The sequence below is a fragment of the Terrisporobacter glycolicus ATCC 14880 = DSM 1288 genome (assembly GCF_036812735.1).
Taxonomy (GTDB): Bacteria; Bacillota; Clostridia; order Peptostreptococcales; family Peptostreptococcaceae; genus Terrisporobacter; species Terrisporobacter glycolicus.
The window spans coordinates 234,444-253,368 of record NZ_CP117523.1 but is presented as its reverse complement, the minus strand read 5'-3'; the positions used below and the strand labels follow the sequence as shown (position 1 = coordinate 253,368).

Sequence of the window (18,925 nt, the reverse complement as noted above, 5' to 3'; positions counted from 1 at the left end):
CTCCGCCTATCTTAGCATAAAGTCTCTATGCTTCTTAACTACCCTATATCCTTGTTTCATTAATTCATTACTTATTAAGTTAGATATTGTTACAGATCTATGTCTTCCACCTGTACATCCTATACTTATAACTAAATGATGCTTACCTTCTTCTATATATTGAGGAACTAAAAAATTAATCATGTCTAATAATTTTTCATAAAATTGATGACTTATATCAGAATTCATGACATAATCTCTAACATCTTGTTCTTCACCGGTTTTACTTCTTAACTCATCAACATAGTAAGGATTTGGTAAAAATCTCACATCAAAAACTAAATCAGAATCTGAAGGTATTCCATGTTTAAATCCAAATGAAACCACAGATATAGTTAAATTATTATTAACCTCTCCATTTGCATAAATTTTACTTATTTCTTCTTTAAGATCTTTAGGTTTCATATTAGATGTATCTACTATACAATCAGCAATTTCTTTCAACGGCTCTAAAATTGTTCTTTCCATCTTTATACCTTCCGGTATCTGTCTATTAATTGCTAGAGGATGATTTCTTCTAGTCATTTTATATCTTTTTAATAAAATATCATCAGCACAATCTAGATATAGTACTTCAAAAGGATATTTATCCTTTCTTAAAGTATTTAAACTTTCATGTAACGCTTCAAAAAATTTTCTTCCTCTTACATCAATTCCTAGTGCTACCTTATCTATAGTTGAGTTAGATTGATAACATAATTCAGCAAATTTAGGAATTAAAGTAGGTGGTAAATTATCTACACAATAAAATCCCATATCTTCAAGAGCTCTCATTGCCTCACTTTTTCCAGAACCAGAAAGTCCAGTAACTATTATAAACTTCATTTGTAAACTCCCTTTTATTAAAATTTAATATTTTCTATTAATGATAAATCAATTTTTGCTTCTTTAATAGTGTTTAACGCTAAGTCAAAGTTACCAACATTTTGTGGGATATGAGCATCAGAACCTACTATAAAAGTGTTTTCTATATGCTCAATTTTTTTTAGTTGTTCTACATTTAAAAATTTATGACTACTATTTATCTCTAATCTAGTATTTGTTTCTTTTGCAACTTTTGCAATTTCTTCAATATATACATCACCCTTATCTCCCGGATGAGTAATAACAAATATATCATTGTTTTTCATAGCATTAATTATGGCTAAAGTATTGTACTCTTTTGATTTATTTGTTTTAAAAACATAATTATTAGCATGATTAAGTAAACCCTTTAAGTTTGTTGGCTTCGATCCAAAATGGTATCCAGCCATAACATAATCTAAAACTTTTCCTATTTTATCATCATAATCAATATTTCCTTTATCATCTAATATGTTACTCTCCACTCCCAATAGAATTTTTATTTTATCTTTGTATTTTTCATTGAGAAAATCTATTTCTTCCCTCATTTTAAATATATCATTCTTCTTAATTCCATAAGTTAAGTGATCGTAGCTATGATCAGATATTCCAAGAGTTTCAATTCCTTTTGAAATAGCTACTTTCACATTTTCTTCTATGGTTCCTTTACCATGACTGTATATGGTATGTGTGTGATAATCAGCAACAATTTTCATTTATTAATCCTCTCCTAGAATCTTCACTTCTTCCTCTAACATTATACCAAATTTTGCATTTACTGTGCTTTTGACTATAAACATTAAGTCTAATATATCTTTTGCATTAGCTTCTCCAGGATTTATAACAAAACCACAATGTTTATCTGAAACTTGTGCTCCTCTTAAGCTAAGTCCTCTAAGTCCACAGTCATCAATTAATTTTGCTGCAAAATACCCTTCTGGTCTTTTAAATGTACTTCCTGCACTTGGGAAATTTAGAGGTTGTTTAGTTGATCTTCTATTTGCATAGTCTGACATAGTTTCTTTTATTTCTTCAGTATTACCTGGTTGTAATTCTATTACAGCAGATAATACTATATAATCATTAGTTGTTAATATGCTTTTTCTATACTCAAATTTCATTTTTTCATTAGATAGTTCAAATATATTACCTTCTCTATCCATAAGTCTTACAGCTTTTACAATCTGTTTCATTTCTCCACCGTAAGCTCCTGCATTCATGGCTAATGCTCCACCCAAAGTTCCTGGTATACCAGCTGCAAATTCAAATCCTGTTAAAGAATTTTTAAGAGCATTTCTACCTAGTATAGATAGTAAAGCCCCACTTTGTGATTTTATTATATTGCCTTCTATTTCATAATTATTGAAGTTATCAGATAACTCTATAACTATCCCTCTTATTCCACCATCTTTTACAAGAAGATTTGAACCATTACCTATAACTATAAAAGGTATGCTTTCTTCCTTAGCAAATTTTATTACCTTACTTAATTCTTCCTCAGTCTTGGGTTTAAGTAAAAAATCTGCTGGCCCCCCCACTCTAAAAGATATATGTTTTTTCATTGGTTCATCAACCTTTATACTTTCTTCATCTAATATATTTAATAATTGTTTATATATAAATTCCTTGTTCATTATATTTTCCTCCCAGATCATTCGCTTTATTAATTAATAATCAAATTTATATTGTAAATATTTTCATGCTTTCAAATTATACGTTTTATCCTTGCTTTTAGTATATGCTTTTACTCAAAAAAGGATAAATTTTAATCATAAAATGATTTTACCACATATTTTTATAATATTTAATGAAAATTTCTCAAATCATTATACCTATGCAAATGTGTTAATTATCTATTACATATGTCTTTTAATTTCATAAAATTGTAAATTGTGAAGTAGTCTAATAATATAAATATAAAATTATTATATTTTAACTCAAGTTGAATATGAAAATAAGAGGTGATATAATAAAATTAGTATATTTTAACATTTTTATACTTAAGACTAATTGGTCAATAATTTTTATTCAATTTTTACAAGAAGTCTTCATCATCATTTTATTTAATATTTAAGCTTACTCATTTGCTCAATATTTCTATTAATATTGAGCAAATATTATATTTATCAGTAAAGTATTTTAAAATAAGGGGGATAAACTCATGGAAAAAGAAGTTTTAACCACTTGTCCTTACTGTGGCGCTGGATGTCAGTTTTATCTAGTAGTTGATGAAGAAAAAAATCAAATCATAAAAAGTAAACCTGCCCAAGGAAGAACAAATGAAGGTACACTATGCCTTAAAGGTCATTATGGATGGGATTTCCTAAATGATCCGCAAATTTTAACTCCAAGACTTACTAAACCTTTAATCAGAAAAAATGGAACTTTAGAAGAAGTTGAGTGGGATGAAGCAATCTCTTATACAGCTTCTAGACTAAATGAAATCAAAGAAAAATATGGTCCAGATTCAATAATGGGAACTGGTTCTGCCAGAGGCCCAGGAAATGAAGCTAACTATATTATGCAAAAATTTATGAGAGCTGCAGTAGGTACTAATAATATTGATCACTGCGCCCGTGTTTGACATGCCCCATCTGTAGCCGGCTTGGCTTACTCATTAGGTAGTGGTGCTATGTCTAACTCTATACCTGAAATTGAAAATGCAAATTTATTACTTGTGTTTGGATATAACGGTGCAGATTCTCACCCTATAGTCGCAAGAAGAATAGTTAAAGCAAAAGCAAAAGGAGCTAAAATAATAACTGTTGACCCTAGAGTTACAGAAACTGCAAGAATTTCTGATATGCATTTGGCTTTAAAAGGTGGAACTAATATGATTTTAGTTAATGCCTTCGGTAATGTTTTAATAAATGAAAATCTATATGACAAAGACTTCGTAGCAAATCATACTGACAATTTTGAAGAATATAAGAAAATTGTTGAACCTTATACTCCTGAATATGCAGAAAAATACACTAATATACCAGCTGACGCCATAAGACAAGCTATGAGAGAATATGCCAAAGCAAAAGATTCTATGATTCTATACGGCATGGGTGTTTGCCAATTCTCACAAGCCGTTGATGTAGTCAAAGGTTTGGCTTCTTTAGCTTTACTTACAGGCAACTTAGGAAGACCTAATGTTGGTATTGGACCAGTTCGCGGTCAAAACAACGTTCAAGGCGCTTGTGATATGGGTGCCCTTCCAGATGTTTATCCAGGTTATCAAAAAGTTACTAATCCTCAAATCAGAGAAAAATTTGAAAAAGCTTGGGGTGTTACCCTTCCATCTGAAATAGGCGTTAAAATCACAGAAGTTCCTCATTCTGTTTTAGAAGAAAATAAAATAAAAGCTTACTATATATTTGGTGAAGACCCAGTTCAAAGTGACCCTGATGCTTCTGAGGTAAGAGAAACTTTAGACACTTGTGAATTTGTTGTTGTACAAGATATATTTATGAACAAAACCGCTCTTCATGCTGATGTTATTTTACCTGCCACATCTTGGGGTGAACACGATGGTGTTTATTCTTGCGCTGACAGAGGTTTCCAAAGGATAAGAAAAGCTGTTGAACCCAAAGGTGATGTGAAAACTGACTGGGATATAATTTGTAGAATTTCTACTGCTATGGGATATCCTATGAAATATAATAATACAAGAGAAATTTGGGATGAGATGAGAAGTTTAACTCCTAGTTTCTTCGGTGCAACTTATGAAAAAATAGAAAAACTAGGTTGTGTTCAATGGCCATGTAGAAGTGAGTCTGATGAAGATAAAGGCTCTGTATTCCTTCACAAAGATGGTAATTTCTCTACTAATAATGGTAAAGGTAAGTTATTCGCTGCTGAATGGAGACCTCCTTATGAGATTGAAGATGATGAATATCCTTTCAGTTTATCAACTGTAAGAGAAGTTGGACATTATTCTGTTAGAACAATGACTGGCAACTGTAGAACTCTTTCTCAATTGGAGGATGAACCTGGTTATTTACAAATAAATTATAAAGATGCACAAAAACTTAATATTGAAGATAATGAAATAATTAGAGTAAATTCTAGAAGAGGTAGTGTATTAACAAGAGCCCTAGTAACCGATAGAGTTCAAGAAGGAGCTACTTACATGACTTATCAATGGTGGGTAGGTGCTTGTAATGAACTTACAGTAGCTAGCCTTGACCCTATTTCTAAAACTCCAGAATACAAATATTGTGCTGTTAAAGTTGAAAAAATAGATGATCAAAATTATGCTGAAGAATGCGTAAAAAATACTTATAAAGATCTAAGAATCAAAATGGGTGTTAAAAATATCTAATTAAGGAGACATTCAATCTAATTTTCGATGAATTAATTATATTAAAGAAAGGTGAAATTGTATGAAAAATAAATTAGGTTCATTCGTAATTGCTGACTCTAATAAGTGTACTGGTTGTAGATCTTGTGAAGTGGCTTGCTTCTCTACTCATAACAAAAAAAGTAACTCTATAAGCTTCACAGTTGGCACTGTAGAAATTCCTATAATTCCAAGACTTTACTTAGTTAAAGATGAAGATATTTGTATGCCTATACAATGTAGACATTGTGAGGATGCTCCTTGTTTAAATACTTGTGCTGTAAAAGCAATCTCAAGAATCAATGGTATAGTAATTGTTGATGATGATAAATGTATAGGATGTAAAACTTGTTTACTTGCATGTCCTTTTGGAGCTATCGACTTGTTAGCCCAATTTAAAAATAATAAACCTGTTGAGCAAATTGCAATAAATGAAAGCAAAAAAATAGCTTATAAATGTGATTTATGCAAGGATAATGACAAAATAGCTTGTATAAATGCATGCCCTAATGAAGCTTTAAGACTTGTTACTCCTCTTGAAGATAAAAAAGAGAAAAACATAAAAGCTGCTTTGAATTTATTGTCAGCAACTAAATAGGATAAGGGGGATAAAAGTATGATAGTTAGTATAGATAAAGATTTATGCACAGGATGTCAAGAATGCGTAAAAGTATGTCCTGCCTTTGCAATTGAAGGAGAAGCTGGTAAACCACAAGAAATAAATGAAGATCGCTGTGTAGTCTGTGGTCAATGTGTTCAAGTTTGCAAGTCATATGCATCTATTATTGATCATGGTGAAGAATTTATAGAAAATAAAAAATCTGAAAGAAAATTACCTAATGTAATTAATGAGCCTCTATTTGCTGCTAATAATGTTTGTGATGTGGATAGAGTAAAAGAAGCTTTAAAAGACCCTAGTAAAATAACTATGGTTCAATGTGCCCCTGCTGTTAGGGTTGCTCTTGGTGAAGACTTTGGAATGGAATTAGGATCTCTAACTCCAGGTAAAATGGCTGCTGCATTGAAGGCTCTTAAGTTTGATAAAGTTTATGATACAAACTTTGCAGCAGATTTGACTATTATGGAAGAAGGAAATGAGTTAATTAAAAGAGTTACAACTGGTGGGACTTTACCAATGTTCACATCTTGTTGTCCAGCTTGGGTTAAATTTTTAGAAGACAATTATCCTGAATTAACAGACCATCTATCTACTTGTAAATCACCACAGCAAATGGCTGGTGCTGTTTTCAAAACTTACGGATCAGAAATTAATAATATTGAGGCAAAAGATATTTATAGTGTTTCTATTATGCCTTGTACATGTAAGAAATTTGAATGTGATAGACCTGAGATGAAATCTAGTGGTTATAGGGACGTGGATGTGGTTTTAACTACTAGAGAATTAGCTTACTTAATAAAAGATGCTAACATCAATTTTAATAACCTTGAAGAAATTACCTTTGAAAGTCCTTTAGGAGTGTATACTGGTGCTGGTACTATATTTGGTGTTACTGGTGGTGTTATGGAAGCTGCTCTTCGTACTGGCTATGAAGTTATAACTGGAGAAAAAATACCTAGTATAGATCTACCTGCTGTTAGAGGTTTAGAAGGTTTTAGAACTGCCCAAATAAACGTTGGAGATTTAACACTAAAAGTGGGTATAGTAACAGGTCTTAAAAATATAGTTCCTGTTTTAGAAGACTTAAAATCAGGCAAACTAAATTTAGATTTTATAGAGGTTATGACTTGTCCTGTTGGATGCGTAAGTGGTGGTGGTCAGCCTAAGTTATTATTAGAAGAGTATAGAGAATTAGCTTACAAGAATAGAACTGACGCTACTTATGTTCATGATAAAAACTTGCCACTAAGAAAATCACATGAAAATCCTGAAATAATTAAGATATATGAAGAGTTCTTAAAAGAGCCTTTAGGAAGTGTGTCTCATCATTTATTACACACTGAATATTGTATAGGAAAGGAAGTGGCTAAATAAATGAATTATTTTGTTATAGCCGACCCACTAAAATGTATTGGTTGTAGAACTTGTATGGTAGCTTGTGTTGTTGAACATAGCAAAGAGAATATATTCTATCAAAATCCAAAGGATATAAATTTTAATCCTAAATTAGAAGTTGTAAAAAATGCTCAAGTTAGTGCTCCTATACAATGTAGACATTGTGAAGATGCCCCTTGTGCAAAGGCATGTCCTCACAATGCTCTTACAAAAGAAGGTAATTCTATAGTTGTTAATGAAGAAAAATGTATAGGATGTAAAAACTGTATGCTTGCCTGTCCTTTTGGTGCTATTAACTTAAACGATACAGAAAAAGGAAAACTTATTAACTTAGAAAGTATTCCAACTGATAAACTATTCTGTATAGAAAAAATGGTAGCTAATAAGTGTGATCTTTGTAACAATTCAGAAGAAGGTCCTGCTTGCATAAAGGTATGTCCTACTTCTGCATTTAGGATTGTAACAGAAGAAGATTTGTCTAAGTCTATAAAAAATAAAAGAAAATTAGCTACTGTCAGACTATAATTTCATTGTTTTTTAAATAAAAAATACTACCTTTTATTATACTAAAGGTAGTATTTTTATTTATAATTATATTCTCAATTATGACTCTTGTTTAGAAACCTTATGTTCTTCTTTTAAATATGCATAGTTATACAAGAAAGGTATTATTATACCTCCTCCAATTATGTTACCGATTGTTACAAATACTAAATTTTTTATTAATGCCACCATAGTAACTTTAGCACCTAGTAGCATTCCCATTGGAATAAAGAACATATTTGCCACGCTATGCTCAAATCCACATAGTACAAATAACATTATTGGGAACCAGCAAGCGAATATTTTTGATACTATATCTTGAGCAGCTGCTGCAAGCCATACACCCAAAACAACTAAAATATTACATAAAATTCCTCTAAGTATTAATGTCATAACATCTAAGGAAGCTTTCCCTTCAGCTATCGCTATGGCTTTTGTGCCTGCATCTCCTCCTAAAACTCCCCCATAAAATACTATCAGTGCTAAAATTAAAGATCCTACTAGGTTTGCTACCCATACTATACTCCAGTTTCTTAACATTTGTGATAAAGTTATTTTTTTATTCATAACAGCCAATGTCATTAAGTTGTTACCAGTAAATAATTCTGCACCTCCGATAACTACTAACATAAGTCCAACAGGGAAGACAACTGCTCCCGCAAATTTAGCCAAACCCGGGTCTATATTACCTAAAGTTTGGCTTATTATCGTATTAGCTAATCCCCCAAATCCAATATACATACCTGCTAAAATTCCTAAATAAATCATTGGTGATGTTTTTAAGTTAGCTTTTCCCACGCCAACATTTATCATCGTATTAGCTATTTCCTTGGGTGTCAAAAATCTCTTTTCCATAAAATTAACCCCCTCTTACAAGTTTATTACCTTTAAATTAATTATAGCAAGGTTTTAATAAAATTGTTATTTTTCTAACATGTATACATTATTCTTAATGCCAAAATACTTGTCTATTTTTTATAATATGAACCTATATCAAAAATAAAAATGATACAATTAAAGTATTATATAGGCATCTCAATATAATATTATCTACATTCAGTTATATCCTATATTTATTATTTTATTTGGAGGTTTTTAAATGGCAAATTTTAATGCAAAAGACCCTGATTATTTAGCAAATTATAAATATAACTATTCTTTTCAATATCCTTTAATAAAGGTAAATAATTTCGATAGCATTCATGATGATGATACAGTTGTTGCAGAGTTCCCCCTTGGATTAGTTGTTAACGGTAAATATGAAAATACATTTTTGTGCACTCCTTTTAAACTAAAAGAGTTGGTTGTTGGATATTTAAGCTATAAAAATTTAATTAATAATAAAGATGATATTTTACGTTTTGAAATAAATCATAATAAAAAAGTCGCTTATGTAGATATTAATGAATCTAACATTAATTTTTGCAAAAACATTCTTTATTTAAATGATTATGACTTTCTAGAAGCTAATCCTATTTGTGATGAAAATTTTGAAATTAATGCTAGTGATATATATAAAACAATGGAAAATAATTTAAACTTATCTCAATTGTTTAAAAGTACTGCCGGTGTCCATTGCATTAGCATTTATGGTAATAATCAACTAATTATTGCATGCGAAGATGTAGCAAGACATAATGCCCTTGATAAAGCAATTGGTCACTGCATCTTAAATGATATTCCACTAAATGATAAGGTCATATTTGTAAGCGGAAGACTTTCATTTGAAATGATAAAGAAAGCTGCAAAGGTTAAAGTTCCTATAGTTGTTGCTAAATCAGCCACTACAAGTTTGGTAATAGAGACAGCACAAAAATTAAATATTACTTTAGTGGGTTTTGTACGTGATAAAAAAATGAATATTTATACTAGTCCACATAGGATATTATTGAAATAATTAAAAAGGGCTCGATTCATATAGAATCTTGCCCTTTTTTACTATTTTTTTATATATTTTTAATATTAAATTATTAAAAAAAATATATATCTGTTTAAATATCATATTTAAATATCATGTTGTCATTTTGTAAAATCATTAGTTTACAATTTTTAAGATCTTTAAATGGTGCAATAATATATTGATTTAAATCATCATAATTTTTAAATTTTGAAATTTGGTATGGAAAGCAAGGATTCTTTTTTTCAATAAAATATAAAATACTACTATTTTTTACTAATAAACCAGCATGGCCTATAGTAGCTGACACACCGTTATTGTTCTGTTCAATAAGTACTACTTGAATTAGGCTAGAATTATTATTTTTAAATGTTAAACCTTCTTTTTCCCAATAGCTTTTTAAATTTTTTAGAGTTTCATCATATACACTAATATTTTTTAAATTATTCATTTTCATCTCAATAGGAGTAAATAAACTTCTAAATGTAGTAGCATTTTTATCTGTAATCTTTCCACAAAAAATATCATCCATTTTATTTATTTCTTTTTCTATATCAGAATTATATTTTTTCATAAAACAGTTGCTAGAAATTCTATCTTTTATCAAAATAAATGCACTAATTCTACAATTTAAATCTAAATAATCTTCTTCTTCAGACCATCCATTTAAATTTTTAGTAAAATCTATTCTATTATAGTCACTCAATGATGTTTTAGTCCATCCGTCAGATGTATCTTGTATGAAAGTTTTGCTTTTTAAATTATATTTTTTTACATATTCTAACCATAAATCAATATTTTCCTTAGGAATCTTGTTATTTAATAATAATTCTTTTGTATTAGTAATTATTTGATTATTATTTAAATAATTAAAGTCGAATGATACTTTATATTCTGCTGAAGTTAAATATTTAGTTGTGATGCAGAGCAGAAAAAATATAATAACTCCATATAATAAAATATTTTTTTTGACTATTTTCATTATAAGCGTCTTCCACACTCATTTGCAGAACCTTTTAATATATCAATACCATGATTCAAAGCCGGCATTATACATTCCATACTTTCTTTTACTGCCTTTGGGCTTCCTGGCATATTTATTATTAAAGTTTCTTTTCTTATAACAGATACTCCTCTGCTAAGCATAGCTTTTGGGGTAAACTGCATACTGTAACTTCTTATAGCTTCTGATATACCTGGTACAAGTTTTTCAGCTATTTCTAAAGTAGCCTCAGGAGTATTGTCCCTTTTGGAAAAACCTGTTCCTCCAGTAGTTAAAATTAAATCCACAACATTTTCATCGCATAGTTGTTTCATCTCACTTGAAATCATATCTTTATCATCCGGTAAAACCTTATAATAAACTACTTCATATCCAAAACTAGACACTATTTCTTTTATTTTAGTACCGCTTTCGTCTACTCTTTCTCCTTTTGACCCTTTATCACTAGCTGTTATTATTCCTACTCTATACATATTATTCTCCCTTAATTACAATTTCATCGCCTGGTTTTATTGTTCCACCATGTAAAACTCTTGCAAATATACCTTCTCTTGGCATTATACAGTCACCCATTTTCTTGAATATTTCACATCCATTGTGGCATTTTTTACCTATCTGAGTAATTTCTAAAACTACGTCATTACATTTAAATATTGTTCCAACTAAAATATTTTTAAGATCATACCCTTCCACAATTAAGTTTTCTCCAAAGGCTCCCGACTCTACACCAGCACCCAATTCATTAAAAGCTACAACCTTTTCATGTGATAATAAACTCACTTGTCTATGCCATTTTCCTGCATGAGCGTCTCCTTGTATACCAAAGTCTTCAATGAATATTCCTTCACCTACTCTTTTCTTTTGTACACCTTTTTTTTCACTTATACATACAGCAATAATTTTTCCCATTGTTAATCTCTCCTTATCCTCCAATTTGTACCATATTTTTATTTTCTAAATTTTCTATATTGCTATCATGATAAAAGTTATGTCCTAATGGTTTGTTTCTTATGGCATGATATATCATGTTTTCTAATTCTTTATCTGTAATGTTATTTCTTATTGGTGTTTTTAAATCTATACCCTTATTATAATGTAAGCATAATTTTAAAAATCCATTTGCTGTCAATCTTACTCTATTGCAAGTTTCACAAAATTCATTGCTTATAGCACTAATTAGACCTATGTATCCTTTAAATTCATCATTTTTATAATATACTGCCGGACCATTTCCTCTCTTCTCTTTTAATCTTTTAAATGAACCATATTTATCTTCCAACAGACCTAATATTATTTCATTTGATATTCCTGTATAGCTTTTACCATAACCTATCGGCATTAGCTCAATAAACCTTACGTCTATATTGTTATTTTTAGAGTACTCTGCAATTTTAACTATCTCATCTAAGTTATGTTCTTTTATAGCTAAACAATTTATTTTTACCCTTATACCTAGGCCAATAAGCTTGTTTATAGCCATAAATACATTTTCATACTTATCACGTCTCGTTATCTTAAAAAATTTATCTCTATTTAAAGTATCCAAACTTATATTAACAGCATCTATTCCTGATTCATACAATTGATCTGACATTTCGTATAATAATACACCATTTGTAGTTATAGTCACTTCATCTATTCCATCAATCTTCTTTATTTCTTTAATTAGATTAATTATATCTTTTCTTACCAGAGGTTCTCCTCCCGTAATTTTAACCTTTTTAATTCCTAAATTTGCAATACATTTACAAATTCTAATAATTTCATCATAAGATAAAATTTCTTCATGAGAAATATTTTCTATACCCTCTTCTGGCATGCAATAAACACATCTAAGATTACACCTATCTGTAACTGATATTCTCATATATTCTATTTTTCTATTTAATTTATCTATCATCAACATCCCCCACTTATAAATTGAAAATCTTTATTTGTAAATCTATATTATTACTCATGATTCTTCATATAGTTTAATATTTTTTCAACTATTATGTCTATATTATTCAAATCTATTATATTGTTATTTCCTTCTATAACATTTATATCTGATAATATACCTATTAAGTTTTTTTCATTACATATGGGTCTATTTGAGTTTCCTTTCCTTACAATTTCTAATTTAGGATAGTCAGAAGCTTTAAATCCTTCTAGGAAAATAATATCTGCTTCTGGAAATAGCTTAATAAAATAAGTTTCATCAATAAATTTATCCTCTTTTATCACCATGAATTTATTTTTAGAGAATATAGCAGTACCATATGCACCAGCATTTTTGTGCTTATATGTATCAGTTCCAACTACATCACCTTGAAAATCATGTCCATCATGCTTTATAGTTGCAACCTTATATCCCTTTTCACAGAACTTTGGTATAAGCTTCGTAATTAATGTGGTTTTACCAGAATTCTTACATCCGCTGATTGCCATTAAAAATGGTCTATTAGTCATGTTAATATCTCCTATATAAGTATAATTTCTACTTCATCCCCTTTTAGAAGCTGTTTTGTTCCTGGTTTTATGTCTATTAAGCAATTACATCCTAACATAGATGACATCATGCCTGAAGAGTGACCTCCCTGGGGAAGATATACTTTATTATTATTATAAACTCCTCTTACAATCCTTCTTCCTTTGCTCTCTTTTAAGAAATCATCTTCCATAACTGATTTTATTCTAACTTCTTTTAACTCTTCATCTCCACTCAAGTTATAAATAAGCTCTTTACCCATTATTTCAAATGTAGCTATTGCCGCAAAAGGATTTCCAGATAAAGAAAGTATCGGTGTGTTTTTATATATAGAATATATTGCAGGTGTTCCTGGTTTCATTCTTACTCTCCAAAACAACCTGTCGGCATTTATTTCTTTTATAACTTCATGCATTATATCTTTTTTACCAACAGAAACTCCTCCCGTAGTTATTATGGCATCTACTTTGTCTATCAAGTTATCTATTTCTTCACTTACATCATAAACCTCATCTCCCATAATCTTAGAACTAACTATTTCACATCCAAAGTCTAAAAGTCTTATTGAAATAGTAATTCTATTACTATCATAAATTTTTCCCTTAGTTAGAGTTTCACCAGGGCTAATAACTTCATCACCTGTACTAATTATTCCTAGTCTAGGTTTTCTTTTTACTAATACTTCTGTAATTCCCATCATAGCTAATAATCCAATATGTACATATGTTATTTTTTCACCTGTAGAAATTAGCTTACTTCCTTTTTTTACATCCTCACCAACAAAACAGTAATTTTCATATTTTTTTAGTTCAGAGTAAATCTCCACTTCTTTCATACTGTAATTAGTATTTTCCTGTCTAATTACACAATCTGCACCTTCAGGTATTTCTGCACCTGTCATGATTCTTATTGCTTCATTGTTTTTAACTGAAGTACTTATATTTCCTCCAGCAAAAACTTCATCTACAACTTTTAGCTTTATAGGATTTCTTTTACTTCCGCCTACAGTATCTTCTGATCTTAATGCATATCCATCAAGAGGTGACCTATTAAAGGGCGGTTGATTTATTGGTGCATAAATATCTTCTCCTATTATTCTTCCTCGTGCTTCCTCTATATTAATTCTTTCTATACTACTTATTTTGTTTACTGCCTCTCCTATAATTTGCAAAGCATGCTCTAATTCAATATTTTCCATAGATAATCTCCTTCTGATATTTACTTTTTATACAATCTATTATCTTTAATATATTTTTTAGATGCTTATAATAAAAAAACTATGTCTCTTTTTATTAAAAAGAAAACATAGTCAAATAAAGCTAAAGGTATAAACATCCCCTTAACTAATAATAGATTCTCTTTTCAAATAATGGAAGGCCAACATGTTTCCATATTAACCCGAGGCAATATAAATTACCTGGCTAGGTATCATAGATTATTATCCTTAGATACGTTAGCTTGAGAATATTATATTTTACTTATTATAATGTCTTATTAATTGCGCATATTCCTCTACTGTATTGATATTTTTAAAAATATCATCTGATAAATCAGTACTTTCTAATGGTAGTTCAACAAAATTGCTATTTAAAATTAATTTTAGAAGTTTATACTCTTTATTACTTATCAACTCCTCCATATAAGGAATCATACTTTTTGAGTATATAGCTCCTAGTGGATAAAATAATTTATTCTTAGAAAAAAGTACTGCATCTATGTCTGAATTTATATTTGACTGCAATTCAATTATTAAGTCCTTATTTATAAATGGCATATCACATGCTGTTATAAATAAATAATCTTCTGTGCAGTTTTTAAGAGATGAGCAAATTCCTCCCATAGGACCAATATCATCATAGATATCAACTATAACTGATAATCCCATTTTTTCATATTTTTTAATTTCTTGTGAAGAAAATTTTTTATTTACCGATAAATATACGGTAGAAAAGTCTTCTAAAACATTCATTATTCGTTCTAAAAAAGTTACTTCATTTATTTTTAAAAGTCCTTTTATATTTCCTCCCATACGTTTGTTTTGTCCACCCATAAGTATTAAAGCTCCTATGTTCACAGTCTCACCTCTATATTTCCCTTAAAATCTTTATACTCCTTTTCCAAATCCACAATTTGGATAGTTACAAACATCACAATTTAAGCATAAACCACCTAGTCCCAGTTTACTTAAATCATCCTTAGTGATTTTTTCATCTGCCATAATACGAGGTAGAATCAAATCAAATACAGTTCTTTTTGCATACATAACGCATCCTGGAAGTCCCATAATGGGTATTAACTTATCATTATTTTTATAATACGACACTAACATCATTGCTCCTGGTAGTACTGGTGCCCCATAACTAACAATATCTGCACCTGTATCTTTTATGGCTTTAGGTGTTTTATCATCAGGATCAACGCTCATGCCTCCTGTACATAAAACCATATCTGCACCTTTTTTAATAAACTCTAAAATTGAATTTGTTATATTTTTAGGATCATCATTTACAATAGCTTGTCCAAGTACTTCTACATCAAATTCCTTTACTTTTTCAATAATTACAGGTCCAAAAGTATCTTTTATCCTTCCGTAAAATACCTCATTACCTGTTGTTACAATTCCAACCTTCTTATGTACAAAAGGCTTAATACTAAGTATAGGTCCATCACTACATAACTCTTTTGCTTTTTTCATTTTTTCTTCTTCTATTATTAATGGTATTATTCTTGTCCCAGCTAATTTGTCTCCTTTTTTAACAGGAAAATTTTGATGTCTTGTTGCTATCATCATTTCACCAAGAGCATTTACTTCCCTAAGTTTATCAACATTTATTTTAAATAAACCATCTATGCTTGCAGAAAGCTCTATTTTTCCTTCTTTTACATCTGATTCTTCCATATATTCATTTTTACATATATCTTTTAATATGATTGCTGCCTCATTTTCATGGAGCATCCCATCTTTCTTCTCCCAAACATATAAATGGTCTTTACCTAAGGATAATAAAGTATCTATGTCCTCTTCCTTTACCACATGACCTTTTTTAAAAGCAACTCCCTTTACCTTATCCTTAACTATTTGAGTTATATCATGACATAAAACATGTCCTACTGCATCTTTAGTGTTTATTTCTTTCATTAATTTTCATTCCCCTCTATAAATTTATAACCCCTATGTTAATTCCTATTTTTACGTATAAAAAAAGACAGATTGTTAATTCATATTTTATATATACTAAGCAGAATATATAGAATATTTATAATCTGTCTAAATTTTACTTTTCTAAAAGTGTCTTTTAGGTTCTTATTAAAATAATATTTCTAAATAAATTGTAATTATTACAATTTTCATTGTCAATTTAATAATTTAAGTTTGTAAAAAATAATCTAAAATATTATATAAAGACTATTATTTATATTAACAGTAGAATTTAGATGCCCCTGCTAATTGTCTTTTTGAAATAATTTTAGCCAAATTTTCTAAAACAGCAATAGTCGTTTCTTTAAAACTAACAACAAATACAAACTTAAAGTCTGTAAATTCATCGTTAATGCTATAAATATCAGAACAGCATCTTATACTATCTACTAAATATATTTCTTGCAGTTCCGCCTCTATTTCATCAGTCGTATCTTTTAAGAAGGCTCTGACATCTTCAAAGAATAATTCGAAGAATGATTCATCTATTTCGCCAGCCGATTCTTCAATAAGTTGTTTTGCTAACTCTTTTGAAAATATACTCTCAGCAAGCTTACAGTCAAACACCATTATATCTTTTTGATTTATAGTATTTGATATATCCTGTACAAAATCTATATCTTGTCTGATTCCTAATATATCTTTAACTTCCCTACTATTAACATTAAACTGACCTTTTTTATTCTTTAATTTAAGTTGTATCATAATCTTCGCCTCCTTTTCTAATATTAAAACTTGATTACATACTATTAATTATCTTTTTAGATGCCCCAATTTTTAATCTTAGCTATATTGTCATATTTTATATCTTTATTATAATTATATCATTACCCCTTCTTAATTTAACTGTAGGTTATTTTAAGAAGGTATCTTTATAAATATATCATATAAATAAGTATAAATCAAAAGCTCAGGAATAACTATCTTATTTGTGTGAAAATTTAGCACTCTTCATCTAAGGTACTTTCCTATCATGTATTTTGAATACCTTTAATAATGTGGTATTTTACTAAAAAAAACCCTATGATTATACATAAATAACCATAGGGTTTTTTTTATTCTTCTTTAATTTTTTCTTTTAATTCATCAATTTTATTTTTAAAACTTGTAATTTCCTTATCTGATAACTTTAGGTATTCCGTTATCTTATTAATATAAATAGGGTTTTTTGTATCTATTAAGTTTACTGATTTCTCCATCGCTAAAGTTCTTAGTTCATAAGTTTTCATAACATTTACTTTTGCCCTGTCTAAAACTTGAGTATATTCATCTTTAGATAAGGTTGGAACTTTCATATTATCGTACATTTCTACCACGTCTTCACACATTTCTTTTGCATAAACCACATCATCTTTTATTTGTGTTAAATTTTCTAAACCTTTTTGCAAATTATTAGTATAAGGAAGACATTCTCTCATAGGTATTAAAGCAATTCTTTCAATTGAGTAAATATCTTTTTTAAATTCATCTATTTTTTGCAAATCTGATTTTTTTATATTTTGTTCATTATACATAGTTTGTATATTATGTTGATCTAAATAAGTTTCCAATACTAAATCATCTTCAAAATCTAAAGTATCTTCTAAAACTCTAAGGCCACTTAAATATATATTTGTAATTACCATTGTTGTCGATAAAATAATATAAATACTTCCATAAATACAGGCTCTTTTATAATTTTTATAATTTTTAAATAGCACTGTAAGTGGTATAAGGTATAAAAGTATGAATACTAATATCCATCTCATTTATTAACACTCCTTTTTAAATTAAGTAAAATTGCTAATATTCCCCACTCATTTATTTCTTGACATTATGTTTTATAGTATTTACATTTTTCTAATTTCTTACTCCATTATTTTTATTGGTTTAAAGTCTATATAATCACTTGAAGCCAATATATACTCCACATTATTTCTTACTCCTTTTAAGCCCATCTCAAAAGACTCCGCTCCATGAAGATGACCATATACAACTTTTTTAACATTGTACTCTTCAAAAATCTTTGTAAACTCTGATTCTTCAAGTTTATCATTAGTAGGTGGGTAATGAGTTATTGCTACTAATTCTTCACAACCATCTTTTATAGCTGCTTCTAAAGACATTTTCAATCTTAGTTGCTCCCTTTTATATATTTTTTCGTCATCTTCATTAAATTTTACTTCATTGGGACAAAGCCAACCCCTAGTTCCACAAATTCCAATATTTTCGTATTTGTAATAGCTATTTTGTAAAAAAGTAATTTCTTTATAAGCTGATTTCAGTTTACTTAGCGATGACCACCAAAAATCGTGATTTCCTTTTATAAAAACCTTCTTACCTGGTAAATTATCAATTATATCTAAATCTTCCTTTGCCTCTTTCATATTCATAGCCCAAGAAGTATCCCCTAACACTAATACTGTGTCATCTTCTTTTATAATTTCTTTCCAATTGTTTATTATTTTATTTTGATGATCCTCCCAGTTATCTCCAAATATATCCATAGGCTTATTTACCGATGTAGAGAAATGTAGATCACCTATTGCATATAAACTCATACTTTCATCCTTCCTTATTTTAAAAAGCTGCCTTAAATTAATTAAGA

Annotated in this window: 20 protein-coding genes and 1 riboswitch; of the genes, 5 read left to right on the top strand and 15 right to left on the bottom strand. The window is 29.1% G+C overall.

The window, feature by feature from the left end:
* Positions 1-6: 6 nt before the first annotated feature.
* From rapZ to murB, 3 genes are read right to left on the bottom strand one after another with little or no spacing between them, the layout of a single operon-like run.
* A complete protein-coding gene (gene rapZ / locus TEGL_RS01470; protein ID WP_018591875.1) occupies positions 7-864 on the bottom strand; it encodes an RNase adapter RapZ in 858 nt (285 codons plus the stop codon).
* 17 nt (positions 865-881) lie between these two features.
* Positions 882-1,598: a PHP domain-containing protein gene (locus TEGL_RS01465; protein WP_018591876.1), complete on the bottom strand. Its 717-nt coding sequence runs from the start codon at positions 1,596-1,598 to the stop codon at positions 882-884.
* 3 nt (positions 1,599-1,601) lie between these two features.
* Positions 1,602-2,516 (bottom strand): UDP-N-acetylmuramate dehydrogenase, encoded by a 915-nt coding sequence (gene murB, locus TEGL_RS01460; protein ID WP_018591877.1) that lies wholly within the window; start codon positions 2,514-2,516, stop codon positions 1,602-1,604.
* Between the two features lie 527 nt (positions 2,517-3,043).
* On the opposite strand from murB, the gene fdhF reads away from it, so the two are divergent.
* The 4 genes from fdhF (at position 3,044) to TEGL_RS01440 (ending at position 7,751) form a co-directional block, all read left to right on the top strand.
* A complete protein-coding gene (fdhF, locus tag TEGL_RS01455; protein ID WP_081617905.1) occupies positions 3,044-5,194 on the top strand; it encodes a formate dehydrogenase subunit alpha in 2,151 nt (716 codons plus the stop codon).
* 61 nt (positions 5,195-5,255) lie between these two features.
* Positions 5,256-5,810 carry a 4Fe-4S dicluster domain-containing protein gene (locus TEGL_RS01450; RefSeq protein WP_018591880.1) on the top strand — a complete coding sequence of 185 codons (555 nt, stop codon included), beginning with the start codon at positions 5,256-5,258 and terminating at the stop codon, positions 5,808-5,810.
* An 18-nt stretch (positions 5,811-5,828) separates the two neighbouring features.
* Positions 5,829-7,205, top strand: coding sequence for a [FeFe] hydrogenase, group A (locus TEGL_RS01445; RefSeq protein ID WP_018591881.1), 1,377 nt, complete (start codon positions 5,829-5,831; stop codon positions 7,203-7,205).
* Entirely contained in the window at positions 7,206-7,751 is a 546-nt protein-coding gene (locus tag TEGL_RS01440; RefSeq protein ID WP_018591882.1) for a 4Fe-4S dicluster domain-containing protein, read from the top strand.
* A gap of 78 nt (positions 7,752-7,829) precedes the next feature.
* Here TEGL_RS01440 and TEGL_RS01435 read toward each other — a convergent pair whose 3' ends face one another.
* Positions 7,830-8,624 carry a formate/nitrite transporter family protein gene (locus tag TEGL_RS01435; RefSeq protein ID WP_018591883.1) on the bottom strand — a complete coding sequence of 265 codons (795 nt, stop codon included), beginning with the start codon at positions 8,622-8,624 and terminating at the stop codon, positions 7,830-7,832.
* Positions 8,625-8,868: 244 nt separating this feature from the next.
* Between TEGL_RS01435 and fdhD the strand changes: the two genes are divergently transcribed.
* Positions 8,869-9,666 (top strand): formate dehydrogenase accessory sulfurtransferase FdhD, encoded by a 798-nt coding sequence (gene fdhD / locus TEGL_RS01430; protein WP_018591884.1) that lies wholly within the window; start codon positions 8,869-8,871, stop codon positions 9,664-9,666.
* Between the two features lie 94 nt (positions 9,667-9,760).
* Here the strand turns inward: fdhD and TEGL_RS01425 are convergent, their stop codons facing one another.
* From TEGL_RS01425 to TEGL_RS01375, 11 genes are all read right to left on the bottom strand, one after another.
* Positions 9,761-10,648 carry a DUF4300 family protein gene (locus TEGL_RS01425; protein ID WP_018591885.1) on the bottom strand — a complete coding sequence of 296 codons (888 nt, stop codon included), beginning with the start codon at positions 10,646-10,648 and terminating at the stop codon, positions 9,761-9,763.
* Entirely contained in the window at positions 10,648-11,142 is a 495-nt protein-coding gene (locus TEGL_RS01420; RefSeq protein ID WP_018591886.1) for a MogA/MoaB family molybdenum cofactor biosynthesis protein, read from the bottom strand. The genes TEGL_RS01425 and TEGL_RS01420 overlap by 1 nt, the downstream gene beginning before the upstream one ends.
* 1 nt (position 11,143) lies before the next feature.
* Positions 11,144-11,578, bottom strand: a complete 435-nt coding sequence (locus TEGL_RS01415; protein ID WP_018591887.1) for an MOSC domain-containing protein — start codon at positions 11,576-11,578, stop codon at positions 11,144-11,146.
* A gap of 13 nt (positions 11,579-11,591) precedes the next feature.
* Positions 11,592-12,569 carry a GTP 3',8-cyclase MoaA gene (moaA, locus tag TEGL_RS01410; RefSeq protein ID WP_018591888.1) on the bottom strand — a complete coding sequence of 326 codons (978 nt, stop codon included), beginning with the start codon at positions 12,567-12,569 and terminating at the stop codon, positions 11,592-11,594.
* A gap of 50 nt (positions 12,570-12,619) precedes the next feature.
* Positions 12,620-13,120 (bottom strand): molybdopterin-guanine dinucleotide biosynthesis protein B, encoded by a 501-nt coding sequence (gene mobB / locus TEGL_RS01405; protein ID WP_018591889.1) that lies wholly within the window; start codon positions 13,118-13,120, stop codon positions 12,620-12,622.
* 11 nt (positions 13,121-13,131) lie between these two features.
* Complete coding sequence (gene glp / locus TEGL_RS01400) at positions 13,132-14,337, bottom strand: gephyrin-like molybdotransferase Glp (RefSeq protein WP_018591890.1); 1,206 nt, start codon at positions 14,335-14,337, stop codon at positions 13,132-13,134.
* Between the two features lie 141 nt (positions 14,338-14,478).
* Positions 14,479-14,615, bottom strand: a riboswitch (molybdenum cofactor riboswitch).
* The gene (mobA, locus tag TEGL_RS01395; protein WP_018591891.1) at positions 14,614-15,213 is read right to left on the bottom strand and encodes a molybdenum cofactor guanylyltransferase; all 600 of its coding nucleotides are present in this window, start codon (positions 15,211-15,213) and stop codon (positions 14,614-14,616) included. It overlaps the preceding riboswitch by 2 nt.
* 30 nt (positions 15,214-15,243) lie before the next feature.
* Entirely contained in the window at positions 15,244-16,278 is a 1,035-nt protein-coding gene (locus TEGL_RS01390; RefSeq protein ID WP_018591892.1) for a molybdopterin-binding protein, read from the bottom strand.
* A gap of 279 nt (positions 16,279-16,557) precedes the next feature.
* A complete protein-coding gene (locus tag TEGL_RS01385; protein ID WP_018591893.1) occupies positions 16,558-17,043 on the bottom strand; it encodes a hypothetical protein in 486 nt (161 codons plus the stop codon).
* 350 nt (positions 17,044-17,393) lie between these two features.
* A complete protein-coding gene (locus TEGL_RS01380) occupies positions 17,394-18,086 on the bottom strand; it encodes a hypothetical protein (RefSeq protein ID WP_018591894.1) in 693 nt (230 codons plus the stop codon).
* 99 nt (positions 18,087-18,185) lie between these two features.
* A complete protein-coding gene (locus TEGL_RS01375; RefSeq protein ID WP_018591895.1) occupies positions 18,186-18,878 on the bottom strand; it encodes a metallophosphoesterase in 693 nt (230 codons plus the stop codon).
* Positions 18,879-18,925: the final 47 nt, after the last annotated feature.